We start from the raw sequence: 17,085 nt of genomic DNA, 5'->3' as shown, positions 1-17,085 counted from the left end.
TCAAAAAAATAGTTGACGAGCTATCGAAATCGGGCTAGTTTTTTAAAAAACGTTTTGAATGTTTTTTTTAAAAAATGCAATTGAGCGGTTAGAATAATGAAAATAACGCCTTTTGAAGCATTTTGTCTCTTTACTCCTGCCTGCTGCCTTGGGCAGCGTACGATTTACCTTTCGGTGGCATCCGATACCGCGCAAGCCGCTGTACGGAGGTTGCCATGAACTCCACTCTCGCTGCATCTGGTATCTGGACCGACGGCAAGCGTCATCTGTGGTGGCTGGGCGCCTTGCCGATGGCCACTCCCGTATTGTCCGGCATGCTCGCCGTCGTAACCGGCATCCAATCGTTGTGGTGGATCGGCGTGGTGGTGATCTTCGGCCTGATCCCGATGATCGACGGCCTGCTCGGCGAAGACCGCAGCAACCCACCGGAAGCCATCGTTCCGGACCTCGAAAAACAGACCTACTATCGCTGGATCATCTACAGCTGCGTTGCGCTGATGTGCGTCTCGCTGGTCAGCACGGCCTGGATGGCGGCTGGCGGCGTCGACTGGATCATCGGTGGTGGCCTGCTGCGCCTGTCCGAGTCACTGCATTGGCAGGGTGGGTTCGCCGGGCTGATGGGCTACCTCACCGAGCGTGCCCAGGTGCATGGCAGTGTCAATGGCTTCACCTACCTGGGCATGGCCATGTCGACCGGAGCGGCGACCGGCATCGCAATCAACATTGCCCACGAACTGGGGCACAAGACCAAGCCGCTGGAACAGTTCCTGGCCAAGGTGGCCCTGGCGCCGACCTTTTATGGACACTTCTTCATCGAACACAACCGTGGTCACCATGTACGAGTGGCGACTCCGGAGGATCCGGCCAGCTCGCGGCTGGGGGAAAGTTTCTGGAGCTTCCTGCCACGCTCGGTCTGGTTCAGCCTGCGCTCGGCCTGGCATCTGGAGCGTGATCGCCTGCACAAGCAGGGGCTGCCTACCCTGCACTGGAAAAATGCGGTGTTGAATGCCTGGTTGTTCAGTGTGGTGCTCTGGACCGTGTTGATTGCCTGGCTGGGCACGGCGGTGATTCCTTTCCTGGTCATCCAGGGTATTTACGGGTTCTCGTTGCTTGAAGTCGTGAACTATGTGGAACACTACGGACTGTTGCGTCAGAAGTTGCCCAATGGTCGTTATGAGCGTTGTTCGCCACGGCATTCCTGGAACAGTAATCGTATTGTCACCAATATCTTCCTGTTCCAGTTGCAGCGTCACTCCGATCATCATGCCTACCCGACCCGCAGTTACCAGGCCCTGCGTCACTTCGACGAGTCGCCGCAACTGCCGTACGGCTACGCGAGCATGATTGTCTGGGCCTACGTGCCATTCCTCTGGCGACGGCTGATGGACAAGCGGGTGCTGGCGCACTACTCAGGGGATGTGCGCCTGGCCAACCTGCAACCTTCCAAGCGAAAGCAGTTGCTACAACAGTACGGCACTCGTTACACCGATTGAGTTGAAGCGTTGCATTGAATGCTCTTTTGAAGAGAGAGCATGACGGGAGCGGCTTGCCAACTTTCATCGGCGCCATACCGGCAGTACAAGTTGACTGATAAGAAAAACAATAAGTAACGAGAAGGATGTCAACCATGCAGAAAGTTCTGTTGACCGTTCGTGTAGTTGCCGCGTTGCTGGGTTTCTCCCAAGTGGCGCCGGCCTTTGCCGCTGCGCGTATCGAGCCGGCCAACGCCGAGTTCACCGCCAAGGGGCCGATCAGTTTTACCAAGAGCATTATCAGCGCCGATTGCACCATTCAGGTCAGCGGCCGGATCAGTTCGGACGGCAGTTATGTCAGCGTCGAGAAAGTCGGTTTCGACGGCGGCCTGAAGTGTGGCCAGGTCGAGGCCACGCACTTGCCCTGGAAGCTGATCGCCAAGGATGAAACCAGCGGCGCGATGTCGGGTATCCAGGTCACCGTGCACGCACCGCTGGTGGGCGGCGACTGCGGGCCCACCACCGCCGAAGGCAGCTGGAACAACAGCACCGGCAAGCTCCAGGCGGCCAACGTGGCACTGGACGGCGGCTGCACCATCAAGACGGTTTCGATCCAGATGCCACCGACCTTTCGGGTCATCCCCTGAGTCGGCGGCAGTCCAAGCAACACCAGGAATTTTGAAGTTTGGCTGAAAGGGAAGCTCGGTCGTGGTTGCGGTACTCCGTGTTGTCTCAAAAGGCCATTAACCCCGGCGAAATGAATCGCCATACATGTGAGGAAAAACAACAATGAAAGGCATCAAAACTCTCGTGTCTGCAACTGCCATGGCTGTCTGCATGGGCGCTGTATCGATGGCTAACGCCGCGACTATCACCAGCCCTGCCGCAGGATCCGCTTTCACCGCGCCGGGTACCATCACGGTGAAATCGCCTGCTTCGTTCAACCTGCCGGTTACTTGCAACATCACCTTCACGGGTAACGTTGCAGCCGACAGCAAAACCGCTTCGATCACTGGCGCTTCTGTCAGTGGCAGCAACGCACTGTGCGGCGTACCCGTCATGCAGAACCTGCCATGGACCCTGACTCCCACCAGCACCTCCAGTGCAACGGTGGCAGGTGTGAGCTTCAAGATCGTCAGCAACTGCGGTACTGCCGATGTGACTGTTGCCTACAGCGGTGGCGTACTGTCGCTGTCGCCTACTCCACAGGCGGTTGGCAGCTGCAGCATCACCGCTCTGAGCGTTACGCCTAGCCCGACTTTCGTTCTGCAATAAGAAAGACAACGTGCTGATCACTCGTTGAAAAGGACGGCGCCTCCTCGGAGGCGCCCGTCTGAGCGTGGGTAGGCCGGGATGACCGGTTGCGGTTGATAATAATAAGGAGTGGGGCATGAATAATAAGAAACAACATTTACGCATCGCAGTCGCACTGGCCGTGTTGGGAGGGCTGGGGACTACGGTACCGGTACAGGCCGGCGGCTTCTCCACCCCGACTTATGGTGCTCCCGGCTGGGGGCGCGCGTTCGGTGGTGGTTCACTGTTCAAGAATGACCCCAGTGCTGCCTACAACAACCCGGCAGCCATGGCTTTCATCGACCAGAATGTCGCGCAGTTCACCGTGGACTACGCCCGCATCAAGATCAAATACAAAGGGACTGCCACTGATTATCAGGGCAATCCTGCTTCAACTACCCCTGTGGATGGCAACGGTATCCCAGGTGATGCCGTACCGCTGACCGGTGATGGCGGGCAGGGTGGTTTCACCGCCTGGTTGCCGACAGGGTTCATGGTCATGCCGATCAACGATCGCCTTGCCTTCGGCCTCAGCCAGGTCGTGCCACAGGGTATGCGCAGTACCTGGGAGGATGAGTGGAAGGGACGCGATTTCGCCGTAGACACCAAGATTGAAACCGTCGGCCTGACCGGTTCCCTGTCGTTCAAGGTCAACGATGAGTTCTCCCTCGGTGCCGGTGTCATCGTTCAGCACAGCAAGGGCTTCGTCAGCCAGAACCTCAACCTGACGGGTGGCGCGGCGCTCTCGCCGAACATCGGCCTGCCATTTCCTTCCGGGGTCGGTTCCAACCTGATCCGGGTCAAGGTGGATAACACCTCGGTGGGCTGGTTCACCGGTGTGGTCTGGAAGCCCACCGACCAGGACACCCTGGGCTTGAACTATCACGCCAAGATCAAGAACAAGATGGAGGGCAAGTACAACATCCGTGCCGATGCACTGGGCCGGACCTACATGACCCAACCCTTCGGCCCCAACGGCGAGTCGCTCGTCGAGTTGGCTTACCCAGGCCTGAAGCTGTTCCCGGATGGCGCCAATGCCAGCACCCAGTTGGACATTCCAGCCACTGCCGGTCTCGATTGGGTTCACGTGTTCAATGACCGCTTCACCCTGGGCGCCAGTGCGACCTGGACCCAGTGGTCGTCGTTCAAGGACCTGACCCTCAAGTCCGATGGCAACGTCCTGGTGGCGATTCCCTACAACTACAAGGACTCGATGATGTACTCGCTGGGCGGCGACTACAAATTCACCGACCGGCTGACCCTGCGTGCCGGTGTGGCCTTCGACCAGACGCCAACCCGCGACACCACGCGTGACCCGCGGATTCCCGACAATGACCGTTGGTTCACCTCGCTGGGCTTCGGTTACGAGATCAAGGAAATTCCCGGACTGAGTATCGACGGCGCCTATTCGCGGCAGTTCGTGAAAGAAGCCAAGATCCAGACGCATAACGTCGATCGCCTGGGCGGCTCGACGCTTGACGGCAAGGCCGAGTCCTCGGGTGAAGTGGTGAGCCTGTCGGCAACCTACAAGTTCTGACACGTCTCGTCGACGCGGCAAAAAGGGACCGTGTACGACGATGACAGGGAGAGGGCGGTGCTGGCGCATCCGGCGTGGTCCTTTTCGATGTCATCGTCGTAGCGCCCGCATTCATTGATTCCCTGCCTTTGCAGAACCGACCGGGGGTCGGTTTTTTTGTTTCAGGTTTTTTCTAAAAATTAATTTAAAAAATAATTTTAAAACGTCTCTATTCTTTGTAAGGTAAGGCCTGCGAGCCGCCTCCTGGGCGGCTGATCAAGGATGTCGATCAACAACGGCATTGCTGGTTTGTCTCGTACTGCACAAGAGGTGTACCCATGATTTTCTGGTTATTGATTGCACTGGCAGGAGCGCTGATCCTCGCTTATCGACAGGCTCCTGCGGGTGCCTGGCTGGGGGCCGCCATGGTCTGGTTGGCCGGCGGCTATCTGTTCAATGTGGTCGCACCGTTGGGCGCGACGCTGGCCGCAATCCTGGTGGTGCTGCCGGCGCTGGTCCTGACGATCAAGCCGCTGCGTCGTACCTTGCTCAGCCGCAAGGCCCTGGCACTGTTCCGCCAGATCATGCCGGCGATGTCCGACACCGAACGCGCGGCCATCGAGTCCGGTACCGTCTGGTGGGACGCCGAGCTGTTCAGCGGCAAGCCGAACTGGGAGCGTCTGCTCCAGGCGGCGCCAGCGAGCCTGAGCCCGGAGGAGCAGGCGTTCCTCGACAATGAAGTCGAAACCCTCTGTGACATGGCCAACGACTGGGAAACCACCCAGGTCTGGCAGGACATGTCGCCCCAGGCCTGGCAGTACACCAAGGATGCCGGCTTTCTCGGGATGATCATTCCCAAGCAGTACGGCGGAAAGGGCTTCTCCCATTACGCCCACTCCCAGGTGGTGATGAAACTGTCGACGCGCTGTTCGGCGGCGGCGATTTCGGTGATGGTGCCCAATTCGCTCGGCCCGGCCGAGCTGCTGTTGCACTACGGCACCGAGGCCCAGCGCCAGTATTACCTGCCACGCCTGGCGCGCGGCGAGGATATTCCTTGCTTCGCCCTGACCAGCCCCTACGCCGGTTCCGACGCCGGCGCCATTCCGGACGTCGGCGTGGTCTGCAAGGGCTCGTTCGAAGGCGAGGAAGTACTGGGTTTCCGGGTCACCTGGGACAAGCGCTACATTACCCTGGGGCCGATCGCGACCGTGCTCGGCCTGGCGTTCCGGGTCGAAGATCCCGAGGGCCTGCTCGGGCGCAAGGGCAGCCTGGGCATCACCTGTGCATTGATTCCGACGACCCACCCTGGCGTGCAGACCGGACGCCGGCACTGGCCGCTCAACGCGGTGTTCCAGAACGGCCCGACCCAGGGCAAGGATGTATTCATTCCGCTGGAATGGGTGATCGGTGGCCGCGACCAGGTCGGCAATGGCTGGCGCATGCTGATGGAGTGCCTGGCGGCCGGGCGGGCGATTTCGCTGCCCTCGGCCAACGTCGGCCTGAGCAAGATCGCCGTACGCGGCACCAGCGCCTATGCGGCGATGCGCAAGCAGTTCGGTTTGCCCATCGGCAAGTTCGAGGGCGTCCAGGCGCCGCTGGCGCGGATGGCCGGGCACCTGTATGCCTGTGACGCGGTGCGCAAGGTCTCGGTGGCCTCGCTGGATGCCGGCGAGAAGCCTTCGGTGATCTCGGCGATTGCCAAGTACCACGTCACCGAGCGGGCGCGGGCGGTGGTCAATGACGGCATGGACATCGTCGCCGGCAAGGGTATCTGCATGGGCCCGAACAACTTCCTTGCCCGTGCCTACCAGCAGAGCCCGATCGCCATCACCGTGGAAGGCGCGAACATCATGACCCGCTGCCTGATCATCTATGGCCAGGGGCTGATTCGCTGCCATCCCTATGTGTTCCGCGAAATGGAAGCGGCCCGCGCGCAGGGCCGGGCCGGGTTGGAGGCGTTCGACAGCGCGATGTTCGGTCATATCGGCTTCGCCGTTGCCAATACCGTGCGTGCAGCGGTGCATGGCCTGACCGGCGGTCGCCTGCTCAAGGCTCCGGCAAAAACCGACAAGGCGCTGGCGGCCTACTACCGCCAGATCGAACGGCTGTCGGTGGTGCTGGCACTGGCCTCGGATATTTCCATGGGCGTGCTGGGCGGGGCGTTGAAGCGCAAGGAAAGCATTACCGGCCGGTTGGGTGACATCCTCTCGCAACTGTACATCCTGTCGTGCGTACTCAAGCGCTTCGAGGATGACGGGCGGCCCCAGGCTGATCTGCCGCTGGTGCACTGGGCGGCCCAGGATGCCTTGCTGCGTGCCCACGAAGCGCTGGCCGAAACCCTCGACAACTACCCGTCGAAGGCGGCCGCGCGGGTGATCCGCGGGCTGAGCTTCCCGTTCGGTATCCCGCTGCGCAAGCCGTCCGACCGCCTGCTCGGCGAGGTGGCCGACCTGGTGCAACTGCCTGGTGCGACCCGCGATCGCCTGCTGGCCGACTCGTATATCCCGCAACCGGACATCGACAAGCTGGCCTACGGCGAACTGGCCTTCCGCCTGCTGCCGCAGGTCGAACTGATCGAGGCGCGACTGAAACCGGCGGTTCGCGAAGGCACCCTCGCGCCGTTGCCGATCTCCCGCGAGGCGTTCGTGGTCTGGCGTGCCAAGGCCCTGGAGTTGCAACTGATCAGCGAGGACGAGGACCAGTTGCTCGGACGCTATGTCGAATATGGCGACCACGCCATCCAGGTCGACGACTTCCCGCAGGACTTCGGCCTGCTCGAAGCCCTGCAGCGGCGCCAGGCGCATGTCGACCAGTTGGCCAAACCGGCGACCAAGCGGCGCGCGGCGGTCAGCGAAGGCACGGTGGTTGCCGACGACAGCGGCTATTGACCTTTCTCTGTACAGGAACGGAATTCTTAAATGTCTGACGGTTATCTTTCTTTCGTCAATTCGCCCTGGGGGCGGCGGCTGGCCCAGTCGGTCGGCTTGCCGCAACCGTTGCCGCTGCAGCGCTACCGGCAGGGGCAGGTGGGCAACAGTCTCAACCCGGTGGTGCTGGCCGGTGCGCCACAGGGCCGGCTGCTCGGCGAGTTGCAGCGGATCTTCGCCGCCACCGAGACGGTCGCCGCCACGCCGGCGAGTATCGAGGCGCCGTCCACGGTCAAGGTCCAGGGCCTGGTGTTCGATGCCAGCGGAGTGGCCGATGTCGCCCAGTTGGACGAGTTGTACCGGTTCTTCCATGCCAACGTCCGGCGCTTGAGCCACCACGGCCGGGTGCTGGTGTTGGGGACGCCGCCTGAACACTGCGCGCAATTGGCCCAGGCCGTGGCGCAGCGCGCCCTGGAAGGGTTCGTACGCTCGCTGGGCAAGGAACTGCGCCGGGCCATCACCGCGCAGTTGCTGTACGTGGAACCGGGTGCGGAAACGGAAATGGACAGCAGCCTACGCTTCTTCCTGTCGCGCCGTTCGGCCTATGTTTCCGGCCAGGTGGTGCGGATTACCGAACCGGTGGACGTGCCGAAGACCATCGACTGGCAACGGCCGTTGGCCGGGCGTCGGGCGCTGGTTACCGGTGCCTGTCGCGGTATCGGCCTGGCGATCGCCCAGGTGCTGGCCGGCGAGGGCGCCGAGGTGATTTGCCTGGATATCCCGCCGGTCGAGGCGGAGTTGCAGCAGGTTGCCGCTGCGCTGGGTGGCACGGCGTTGGCGATGGACATTACCGCGCCCCAGGCAGTCGAGTGCCTGCTGGCGTTTACCGGTGAGCAGGGGGCCTTCGATATCGTCGTGCACAACGCCGGCATTACCCAGGACAAGACCCTGGCGAAGATGACCGAAGCGTCCTGGCGCAAGGTCATGGCGGTCAACCTCGAGGCGCCGCTGCGCCTGAGCACGGCGCTGCTCGAAGGGCAGGGGCTCAATCCGGGTGGACGCATCGTCTGCGTATCATCGATTTCCGGCATAGCCGGCAATCTCGGGCAGAGCAACTACGCCACTTCCAAGGCTGGCGTCATTGGCCTGGTACAGAGCCTGGCGCCGTTGGCGGCCCGCCAGCAGGTGACGGTCAACGGCGTCGCGCCGGGGTTTATCGAGACCCAGATGACCGCGAAGATCCCGCTATTGATCCGCGAGGCCGGGCGGCGGATGAACTCCCTGTCCCAGGGCGGGCAGGCCGAGGACGTGGCGCAGACCATCGCCTGGCTGGCGCACCCGGCCTCGGGCGGGATCAATGCCCAGGTGGTCCGGGTGTGCGGGCAAAGCCTGTTGGGGGCGTAAGTGATGAGCATTGATTCGAGTCTTCGTATCATCGATCCGCTGCCCTCGACCACCCAGTTGCTTTGGGGCGGCTTGCGCAGCCTGCGCAAACCCAAGGTCGAGGGCGTGCCGCACCTGCCGCAGGAGCGGCTGGTGCGGCCAGTCGTGGAGCTGCGCGCGGCGGATATCGAGCGTTATGCCCGGGCCTGCGGCTTTCGCCGTGAGCACGGCGTGCCGCTGTCCTTCGTCCACACCCTGGCGTTTCCCCTGCACCTGTTGCTGCTGACCAGCCCGGCGTTTCCCTGGCCGGCCAGCGGCATGGTGCACCTGGCCAACCGGATTCGCCAGTATCGGCGCCTGCAAGAGGGCCAGGCGTTGCGCCTGCAGGTGCATTGCGAACGCTGGGTGGCGCATCCCAAGGGCCAGGCGTTGCTGATCGTCAGCCAGGCCCACGGCGATGGCAGCCTGGTCTGGGAGAGCGAGAGCCTGTATCTGCGCCGTGGCGTTGCGGCGCCCGTGGGCGAGCCCTGGCAGGGCGAGCTGGTGCTCGACGAACAGGCGCTGGTCCTGACCCAGCGCTGGCCGCTGGCGGCAGACCTGGGACGGCGGTTCGCCAAGGTCTCGGGTGATCACAATCCGATCCATACCTCGTGGCCGGGAGCAAGGCTGTTCGGTTTCAAACGGCCGATTGCCCATGGCATGTGGACCCTGGGCCGGGCACTGGCCGCGCAACAGCCACCCAGGCCCCTGGAGGCGGCGGGGCTGGACTGCGAGTTCAAGTTGCCGATGTTCCTGCCCGGCACTGCGACGTTATGGAAGCAGCCGTCCAGTGAGTCGCGCCAGGCCTTTGAAGTGCGCACGGCGGCCGGCGACAAGCCGCACATGCGCGGGTTGCTCACGCTCTCTTGAATACACCGCACGACCTGCAGGAGAGGTTCTGTGGCGAGCGGGTTTGCCCGCGCTGGATGGCAAAGCCGTCCTGAAACCGAATGTCACGGTATGTCTGACTTGACGTGAATTCAGGTTTACGACTGCTTCGCAGTCGAGCGTGGGCAAGCCCACTCGCCACAGGTGCCGCACCTGCAGGTCATGCGTATGGAAGGAAACTTTGCATGACCGAATACAGTTTCACCCCGGCCCCGGCAAGACGGGTCGCCATCCTCGGCGGCAACCGGATTCCGTTTGCCCGCTCCAATACTGCCTATTCCCATGACAGCAACCAGGACCTGCTGGCCGCGGCCCTGCAAGGGCTGGTCGATCGTTTCGGCCTGCAGGGCCAGCGCCTGGGCGAATTCGCCGCCGGTGCGGTGATCAAGCACTCGCGGGACTTCAACCTGGCCCGCGAGACGCTGCTGTCCACTACATTGTCTGCGCAGACCCCAGCCTACGATATCCAGCAGGCCTGTGGCACGGGCCTGGAGGCGGCGTTGCTGGTGGCCAACAAGATCGCCCTCGGGCAGATCGAAGTCGGTGTGGCCGGCGGCTCCGACACCACCTCGGACGCCCCGATCGGCATCAACGAGTCGCTACGGCGCAGCCTGCTCGACGCCAACCGCAGCAAGGACACCCTGGGCAAGCTGCGCAGCCTGCTCGGCATCCGCCCGTCGATGTTCTTCAAGCCGCTGCTGCCGCGCAATGGCGAGCCGCGCACCGGGCTGTCCATGGGCGAGCACTGCGAGGAAATGGCCAAGCGCTGGCAGATCAAGCGCCTGGCTCAGGATGAACTGGCCCTGACCAGTCACCAGTCGCTGAACGCAGCCTATCAGCGCGGTTTTTTCGATGACCTGATCACGCCGTATCGCGGCCTCAAGCGCGACAACAACCTGCGGGCCGATGCCAGCCTGGAAAAACTCGCGGGGCTGGGCCCTGCCTACGACAAACGCAACGGCACGCTCACGGCCGGCAATTCGACGCCGCTGACCGATGGCGCCTCGGTGGTGCTGCTGGCCAGCGAGGAATGGGCGGCAGCGCGCAACCTGCCAGTGCTGGCCTACCTGCGCACCGGCGAGACGGCCGCGGTGAACTTCGTCGATGGCAGCGAGGGGTTGCTGATGGCCCCGGCCTACGCCGTGCCGCGGATGCTCGCCCGCGAGGGCCTGGGCCTGCAGGATTTCGACTTCTATGAGATCCACGAGGCGTTTGCCGCACAGGTGCTGTGTACGTTGAAGGCTTGGGAAGATGCCGATTACTGCCGCGAGCGCCTGGGGCTGGAGGTGCCGCTGGGCACCATCGATCGCAGCAAGCTCAATGTCAACGGTGGCTCCCTGGGTTGCGGGCATCCGTTCGCCGCGACCGGTGGTCGGCTGCTGGCAACCCTGGCCAAAGCCATTGACCAGCGCGGTGGCGGCCGCGGGCTGATTTCCGTGTGTGCCGCGGGCGGCCTGGGCGTGACGGCGATCGTCGAAAAGTAAAACAACAACAAGGAGACTGCCATGAGTGTCGCGAGCCTGCAGAGTACCGAACGTGTCTGGGTAAACGCCTACCATCCCGGCGTGCCGGCGGATGTCGAGGCCGAGATCGACCGTTACCCGTCGCTGCGTGAGGTATTTCTCGAACATGTGGAGAAATACCGCCAGCGGGTGGCCTACGTGAGTATCGGCACCGAGATGGGCTACGACGAATGGGAGCGCCGGGTGTTCGCCTTCACCGGCTGGCTGCAGTCAAAGGGGGTGAAGAAGGGCGACCGCGTGGCGCTGATGATGCCTAACTGCTTGCAGTACCCGATCTGCCTGTTCGGCACCCTGCTGGCCGGTGCCGTGGTGGTCAACGTCAACCCGCTGTACACCGCCCGCGAACTCAGGCACCTGCTCAAGGACAGCGGCGCCGAAACCCTGGTGATTTTCGAGAACTTCGCCCATACCCTGGAACAGGCGATGGACGGCAGTTCGCTGAAAAATATCGTGGTGGCGGCCATCGGCGACCTGGTAGGGACCTTCAAGGGCGCGGCGTTGAATTTCGTCCTGCGCCATGTGCAGAAACAGGTGCCACGCTTCAACCTGCCTGGCTCGATCCGCTTTCCGGCAATGCTCAAGCAGGCGCGGGGCCTGAAGCCCAGGCAGGTGGCGCTGGCCCATGACGACATCGCCTTCCTGCAATACACCGGCGGTACCACCGGCGACGCCAAGGGCGCGATGCTCACCCACCGCAACATTCTCGCCAACCTCATGCAGGCCAAGGCCTGGGTTGGCGACCAGCTCGACGAGAACCAGCAGGAAACCAACGTCACCCTGTTGCCGCTTTACCACGTGCTGTCGCTGACGGTGAACTGCCTGATGTTCATGTGCCTGGGCGGGCGCAATATCCTGATCGCCAACCCGCGGGACGTGAAGCGGGTGCAGATGATCCTGCGCAAGGAGAAGTTCAGCGGCATTGTCGGGGTCAACACGCTGTTCAACGGCTTGCTGGAAAACGACGAATTCCGTGGGCGGGACTTTTCCGACCTGAAGCTGGCGATCGCCGGCGGCATGGCTACCCATACTGCGGTGGCGCGACGCTGGCAGGAGGTGACCGGGGTACCGATCATCGAGGGCTACGGGCTGACCGAGTGTTCGCCGGTGGTGAGCATCAGTCCGATCGATATCAAGCGCATGCGCGAAGGTGAGTTCACCGGGACCATCGGCGTGCCGCTGCCGTCGACCTGGGTGCGTTTTGTCCGGGAAGATGGCTCGCTGGCGCAAATCGGCGAGGAGGGCGAGTTGCAGGTGCGCGGGCCGCAGGTGATGAAGGGCTACTGGAAGCGCCCGGATGAGACGGCCAAGGTCCTCGACGCCGCCGGCTGGCTGTCGACCGGGGATATCGGGGTGATGAACGAGCAGGGCTTCATTCGCCTGGTCGATCGCAAGAAGGACATGATTCTGGTCTCGGGTTTCAACGTCTATCCCAACGAAATCGAGGATGTGGTTGCGCTGCATCCGGGGGTCGCGGAGGTGGCGGCGATCGGTGTGCCGGACCAGGTGACCGGTGAACGGGTGAAAATCTTCGTCGTTCGGCGTGATCCGGGGTTGACCGAAATGCAGTTGCTCGCGCACTGCCGCGAGTTCCTGACCGGGTACAAGGTGCCGAGGATCGTCGAGTTCCGGGTCGAAGAGTTGCCCAAGACCACGGTGGGCAAGGTGCTGCGCAGGGCCCTGCGCGAGTAACGGCAGTTGAGGGTGCGCACAGGTTCTGGGGCGCCCTGTTTCATCCGCGAACAGGGCCGCCAGTCTCGTCACAATTCCCTGGTCATCACTCAGTCCTGCCATTCCCGGCCCGTCAGGCGCTGCCGTCCGTCTCCCGGATACAGGCAGCCAAGGGAATTTCTTGTTATAAACGCACTCCGATAACCCCCGTATAAAGGGCTTCATTGCGCTTGTTCGGGGCTATCGCACGATTTTGCTGTCATTTCTGTTGCTGACTCGATAACTCGGCCTTAGACTGCCGCCCCTCGTAAATTGAGTGCCGGGTGGCGCTTGGAATGGACGGCGCCTTTCTGTGCATCCCCTCAGGTGTTCAGAACGCTCCCTAATTCGCCTTAATGCACGTATTTTCTATAGAGAAATCAATGACAAAGGAAAAGTTGCTGGCCATGCCGGCGGACGACTACATGAACGCCGAGCAACAGGCTTTCTTTACCGAGCTGCTGCAGGCCATGAAAGTTGAAACCCACGAGCGTATCGAGCAGAACCGCGTTGCCATCGAAAGCCTTGATACCCCGGCAGATCCGGCCGACGCCGCGTCCGTTGAAGAAGAGCGCACCTGGCTGGTCAACGCGATCGATCGCGACCAGCGCATGCTGCCGCAATTGGAACAGGCCCTGGATCGTATTCGCGACGACTCCTTCGGCTGGTGTGACGACAGTGGTGATCCGATTGGCCTCAAGCGCCTGCTGATCAGCCCGACCACCAAGTACTGCATCGAAGCGCAGGAACGTCACGAACAGATCGACAAGCACCAGCGCCAGGCCTGATCGGCCAGGGCTCGACGGGGCGCCAAGGCGCCCCGCCTACGCCGTACCCCACGCCGACATGGGCAGCCTGCGAGCGCCTTGCCGTGGGGGCGGCGAGCAGCGTGTCGACAGGCCCCCGGTATTTTCCTTCCTGAAGTGCTCCCGGCAGCACCGCTCGTCCTTTCAGCTCCCGCCCTTGCCGATTACAACTAATGGACCATGGATAATGGCCTTGTGATGGCGTTTAATGCAGGAAAATAACTAGAAGCTGAAAGTGGGTACCGCTCATGTCTGGAGAAGGAATTCTGTCCGGGGTTTTCGCGCCATTGGAGGCGCAGTCGAAGGCATCCCCGCGTTGGCTGGCACCGTTGATGCAGAGCATCGGCCTGGCGTTGCTGCTGTCGGCCATGGCCTATGCCGACTGGTCGCTGGGCATCTGCCTGCCGCTGGCGCTCTTGCTGGTCTGGCTTCCGTTGTTCACGTCACGCCCGGCCGCGGTAGCCATCCGTGGGGAAAACGATGCGCTAGGCGAATTGACGCGCGACCTGTCCTATGCCACCAGTCACAACGCCTTGTCTGCTGCCGGGGTGGCCTTTTCGGTGAAGCAACTGGCCGGCAAGTTGCAGTCGCAACTCGCGGCCGCGGCGCAGATCGTCAGCAGTGCCGAACAGGTGATCGACACTGAACAAGCCACTTCACAACTCAGCCAACAGGCGCTCGGTTCTGCCGCCGAAGCCCGGCAGAGCAGTGCCGAGGGGCATGCGGTATTGTCGGAGTCGATTAGCCGCATGCACCAGCTCAGCCAGCGTGCGGCGGCCAGCCGGCAGTTGATCGAGGCCTTGAGCCTGCGCAGCGAGGAGATCCAGCGAGTGACCCTGGTGATCCAGGCGATTGCCAGCCAGACCAACCTGCTCGCCCTCAACGCCGCCATCGAGGCCGCCCGCGCCGGCGAGCACGGACGCGGGTTTGCCGTGGTGGCTGACGAAGTCCGCGGCCTGGCCGGGCGTACTGCCGCCGCCACCGACGAGGTCGGGGTGATGGTCGCCGATATCCAGCAGCGTACGGCCCAGGTGGTCGAGCAGATCCAGCAGTTGTCGGTGGATCTCGACAGCGGTGTCGAGCAGGTCGAGCAGACCGGCCGGCAACTGGAGAATATCGCCCGCCTGGCTGCCGGCGTTGAAGACCAGGTCAGCGAAATCGCCCAGGGCGCGCAGAACAATCGCGAACAACTGGGCAGCCTGTTCAGCGCGGTGGAACAGATGCGTGGCGACCTCTCGGTCAGTGACCAGCAGACCCGCCGCCTGGCCGAGGCGGCGGTGCAGATGGAAGGGCAGGCCGAGACCATCAGCGAACGGCTGGCCGAGGTCGGCCTGGATGACTATCACCAGCGCGCCTATGACCTGGCGCGCGAAGGTGCCGGGCAGATCGCCGCGCGCTTCGAGGCCGATATCGAGCAGAACCGGATCAGCCTCGAAGACCTGTTCGACCGCAGTTACCAGGCGATCGCCAATACCTCGCCAACCAAGTACCAGACCCGTTTCGATCGCTACACCGACCAGGTCCTGCCAGCGATCCAGGAACCCTTGCTGAGCCGTCACGAGGGGCTGGTGTTCGCCATCGCCTGCACCCCGCAAGGCTATGTACCGACCCACAACCAGGCATTTTCCCAGCCGTTGACCGGAGACGTGGCCAAGGATGCGCTGCACAACCGCACCAAGCGCAAGTTCGATGATCGTACGGGGATCCGCTGTGGCAGCCACCAGCAGCCGGTGCTGCTGCAGACCTATACGCGTGATACCGGTGAGTTGATGCATGACCTGTCGGTGCCGATCATGGTCAAGGGGCGGCACTGGGGCGGGTTGCGCCTGGGCTACAAGCCGGAAAGCGCGCCAGGCGCGTGAGGGTTCTTGCGAGGTCTGCCGGGGCGGCCGCGTTCAAACAGTGGTGTTGACCATCCCGGCGAGCAGTTTTTCCGCCATGAACAGCGCGATGCTGACGCCACTCAATGCGCTGTTGAGCGCCATGACTTCGGCCCGGGCCGGTTGGATCGCTGCCTCGCGGGCTTCCTCGGTGCGGTAGCGGGCCTTTTTCATGGCCGCCAGGCGCGCGTTGGCCCGCCGCAATTTCTGCTGCAGTTGCTCGATCTGTTTCTTGAGCTGCTTGATTCGGTTTTTCGCCGCCAGCTCGTTACCGGCCAGGCTGTTGCTGGTCGGATCAACGTCATTGTCGGATTCGTCGCCAAACAAGGCGCGAATAGACAGGACCGGCTGCGTGTCATCGGTTTCGTTACTGCGGTTGTTCAGCGAAGGCATGGCGATCGCGAGTGGACTCAGGCTGATCATCATGGGGTCCCGGCTATGAATTCCTGCCTCTGTATCGGCATTGTTACCTTGTACTTGAATGGTTGAACAGCGAGAATCCAGCACGTCAGGGTCGCGCTGGATCGTCGGCACGGCATCCGGTCAGTACTTTTTGTCTTGTCTGATACCAGGTGTCAGTGGTTTGATTGGCAGTGACAGGCCGACGTGTTCTAAAATCGCTGCGGTTCCCCTTCGTCTGTTGTTTCGGGGGACTTTCAACCTGCACGTCGGAAACTGCATTTTTTCAGAAAGGTAACCACCGCAACTTCAGCCGGCGCTTGTTGGCGTCGGCGATATACGGTGTTTTCCTTCATACCCTGATGAACATTCACAGAAGTAACAGGCTTTTTGATCCTTTAGTATTTCTGTGTTTTTTACCCGACCTCCGCGGGGTCGATGGGCAGTCATCAGGGTTTCCAGTGAGTAACCGCCGGCAACGGCGAATGTCTTGTGCTGCCCGCTCCGCGCTGGGCGGCTTCATTTTTGGGTTTGAGGGCTTTTCGTTGGCAGTCAGTAATCTGGATATGCATGCGTTGTTCGTACTGGGCGACCTGCGGGCAAAACTGGTCAAGCAGTTCCAATCACGTTTCGTCTACATCACCGAACAAAACGCCGAAGGCATCTATATCGCTGAAATCGACACTGAGGCGGCAATGGTCGTCGATGACAAGCAGCGTCTTGAACTGAAAGTCGGCGATCATTTCCGCGCCGCGGTATTGCCCAGTCGTGAAGGTGGAAAGTTCGATATCAAGTTTCGCGAAATCAAGCTGACCGTCTATGGATTGGGTGACTATGCCTATGTCACGACCGAACAGGGGCACGGCATCGTGTTCAAGGAAGGTCATACCGTGGTCATGGTATTCGCTGCCCATGAACAGTTGCAGGAAGGACTGACCAAGACTCTCAAGGATGTGACCAAAAAGGCCGCGAAATGGCGCAAGGGCGAACTGACCTTCAAGGCCAGCGAGCAGTGAACGCCAGCCGGGCCGAGTTTCACCAGCAACACCTGGAGCAGGCTCGCCACGACGCTCGAAGCCTGTTCGAACGCAAGCGCGAGTTGCAGGGCAGCTGGTTGCCCTGGGTTGCTTCACAGCTCTATGCCATGGCGCCTGCGGAGTACGTCAGCATGGTCCGGCGCGAGCTGCAGCAACTTCAGGCGCAGGATGCGGATTGAGTCCGACCGTAATTGTCGAGGAACCTCTACTAAAGTCAGTTGACTGATTATTTCAGAGACTTTCGGCGCCACGTCGAAAGATGGTCAACGACTGAG

The 17,085-nt window shown here is 61.9% G+C and carries 14 protein-coding genes; 13 read left to right on the top strand and 1 reads right to left on the bottom strand.

All coding sequences use genetic code 11. The annotated features are described in order from the left end of the window. The first annotated feature begins 215 nt into the window (after positions 1-215). The 11 genes from AC6I6U_RS19750 (at position 216) to AC6I6U_RS19700 (ending at position 15,356) form a co-directional block, all read left to right on the top strand. The gene (locus tag AC6I6U_RS19750; protein WP_497877708.1) at positions 216-1,493 is read left to right on the top strand and encodes an alkane 1-monooxygenase; all 1,278 of its coding nucleotides are present in this window, start codon (positions 216-218) and stop codon (positions 1,491-1,493) included. Positions 1,494-1,627: 134 nt separating this feature from the next. After that, on the top strand, positions 1,628-2,119 hold the full coding sequence (gene praA / locus AC6I6U_RS19745; protein WP_497877707.1) for an alkane oxidation protein activator PraA: 492 nt from the start codon (positions 1,628-1,630) through the stop codon (positions 2,117-2,119). A 142-nt stretch (positions 2,120-2,261) separates the two neighbouring features. Beyond that, positions 2,262-2,747, top strand: a complete 486-nt coding sequence (praB, locus tag AC6I6U_RS19740) for an alkane oxidation protein activator PraB (RefSeq protein WP_497877706.1) — start codon at positions 2,262-2,264, stop codon at positions 2,745-2,747. A 115-nt stretch (positions 2,748-2,862) separates the two neighbouring features. Then, positions 2,863-4,302 carry an outer membrane protein transport protein gene (locus AC6I6U_RS19735; RefSeq protein WP_497877705.1) on the top strand — a complete coding sequence of 480 codons (1,440 nt, stop codon included), beginning with the start codon at positions 2,863-2,865 and terminating at the stop codon, positions 4,300-4,302. 317 nt (positions 4,303-4,619) lie between these two features. Beyond that, a complete protein-coding gene (locus AC6I6U_RS19730; protein ID WP_497877704.1) occupies positions 4,620-7,169 on the top strand; it encodes an acyl-CoA dehydrogenase in 2,550 nt (849 codons plus the stop codon). 30 nt (positions 7,170-7,199) lie between these two features. Further along, positions 7,200-8,552, top strand: a complete 1,353-nt coding sequence (locus AC6I6U_RS19725) for a 3-oxoacyl-ACP reductase (RefSeq protein WP_497877703.1) — start codon at positions 7,200-7,202, stop codon at positions 8,550-8,552. Positions 8,553-8,555: 3 nt separating this feature from the next. Further along, entirely contained in the window at positions 8,556-9,440 is an 885-nt protein-coding gene (locus AC6I6U_RS19720; RefSeq protein ID WP_497877702.1) for a MaoC family dehydratase, read from the top strand. A gap of 203 nt (positions 9,441-9,643) precedes the next feature. Beyond that, the gene (locus tag AC6I6U_RS19715; protein ID WP_497877701.1) at positions 9,644-10,942 is read left to right on the top strand and encodes an acetyl-CoA C-acetyltransferase; all 1,299 of its coding nucleotides are present in this window, start codon (positions 9,644-9,646) and stop codon (positions 10,940-10,942) included. A 21-nt stretch (positions 10,943-10,963) separates the two neighbouring features. Next, a complete protein-coding gene (locus AC6I6U_RS19710) occupies positions 10,964-12,670 on the top strand; it encodes an AMP-binding protein (protein WP_497877700.1) in 1,707 nt (568 codons plus the stop codon). A gap of 401 nt (positions 12,671-13,071) precedes the next feature. Next, a complete protein-coding gene (locus AC6I6U_RS19705) occupies positions 13,072-13,476 on the top strand; it encodes a TraR/DksA family transcriptional regulator (protein ID WP_497877699.1) in 405 nt (134 codons plus the stop codon). A 266-nt stretch (positions 13,477-13,742) separates the two neighbouring features. Further along, complete coding sequence (locus AC6I6U_RS19700; RefSeq protein WP_497877698.1) at positions 13,743-15,356, top strand: methyl-accepting chemotaxis protein; 1,614 nt, start codon at positions 13,743-13,745, stop codon at positions 15,354-15,356. A 33-nt stretch (positions 15,357-15,389) separates the two neighbouring features. Here the strand turns inward: AC6I6U_RS19700 and AC6I6U_RS19695 are convergent, their stop codons facing one another. Beyond that, complete coding sequence (locus AC6I6U_RS19695) at positions 15,390-15,797, bottom strand: hypothetical protein (RefSeq protein ID WP_497877697.1); 408 nt, start codon at positions 15,795-15,797, stop codon at positions 15,390-15,392. A 521-nt stretch (positions 15,798-16,318) separates the two neighbouring features. On the opposite strand from AC6I6U_RS19695, the gene AC6I6U_RS19690 reads away from it, so the two are divergent. Together AC6I6U_RS19690 and AC6I6U_RS19685 are read left to right on the top strand one after the other, a co-directional pair. After that, entirely contained in the window at positions 16,319-16,789 is a 471-nt protein-coding gene (locus tag AC6I6U_RS19690; RefSeq protein ID WP_497877696.1) for a hypothetical protein, read from the top strand. Continuing rightward, positions 16,786-16,989 carry a hypothetical protein gene (locus AC6I6U_RS19685; protein ID WP_497877695.1) on the top strand — a complete coding sequence of 68 codons (204 nt, stop codon included), beginning with the start codon at positions 16,786-16,788 and terminating at the stop codon, positions 16,987-16,989. The genes AC6I6U_RS19690 and AC6I6U_RS19685 overlap by 4 nt, the downstream gene beginning before the upstream one ends. The last annotated feature ends 96 nt before the right edge of the window (positions 16,990-17,085 follow it).

Source organism: Pseudomonas sp. UTLPPB19802, from assembly GCF_059730225.1.
The sequence above is the reverse complement of the archived record's forward strand: the minus strand, read 5'-3'. Positions and strand labels throughout refer to the sequence as shown.

Excerpts from the sequence above, each read along its gene's own strand:
- AC6I6U_RS19715 (WP_497877701.1), top strand. The coding sequence starts at position 9,644 with ATGACCGAATACAGTTTCACCCCGGCCCCGGCAAGACGGGTCGCCATC.
- AC6I6U_RS19710 (WP_497877700.1), top strand. The coding sequence starts at position 10,964 with ATGAGTGTCGCGAGCCTGCAGAGTACCGAACGTGTCTGGGTAAACGCC.
- AC6I6U_RS19700 (WP_497877698.1), top strand. The coding sequence starts at position 13,743 with ATGTCTGGAGAAGGAATTCTGTCCGGGGTTTTCGCGCCATTGGAGGCG.
- AC6I6U_RS19725 (WP_497877703.1), top strand. The coding sequence starts at position 7,200 with ATGTCTGACGGTTATCTTTCTTTCGTCAATTCGCCCTGGGGGCGGCGG.
- AC6I6U_RS19735 (WP_497877705.1), top strand. The coding sequence starts at position 2,863 with ATGAATAATAAGAAACAACATTTACGCATCGCAGTCGCACTGGCCGTG.
- praB (WP_497877706.1), top strand. The coding sequence starts at position 2,262 with ATGAAAGGCATCAAAACTCTCGTGTCTGCAACTGCCATGGCTGTCTGC.
- AC6I6U_RS19750 (WP_497877708.1), top strand. The coding sequence starts at position 216 with ATGAACTCCACTCTCGCTGCATCTGGTATCTGGACCGACGGCAAGCGT.
- AC6I6U_RS19730 (WP_497877704.1), top strand. The coding sequence starts at position 4,620 with ATGATTTTCTGGTTATTGATTGCACTGGCAGGAGCGCTGATCCTCGCT.
- praA (WP_497877707.1), top strand. The coding sequence starts at position 1,628 with ATGCAGAAAGTTCTGTTGACCGTTCGTGTAGTTGCCGCGTTGCTGGGT.
- AC6I6U_RS19695 (WP_497877697.1), bottom strand. The coding sequence starts at position 15,797 with ATGATCAGCCTGAGTCCACTCGCGATCGCCATGCCTTCGCTGAACAAC.
- AC6I6U_RS19720 (WP_497877702.1), top strand. The coding sequence starts at position 8,556 with ATGAGCATTGATTCGAGTCTTCGTATCATCGATCCGCTGCCCTCGACC.
- AC6I6U_RS19705 (WP_497877699.1), top strand. The coding sequence starts at position 13,072 with ATGACAAAGGAAAAGTTGCTGGCCATGCCGGCGGACGACTACATGAAC.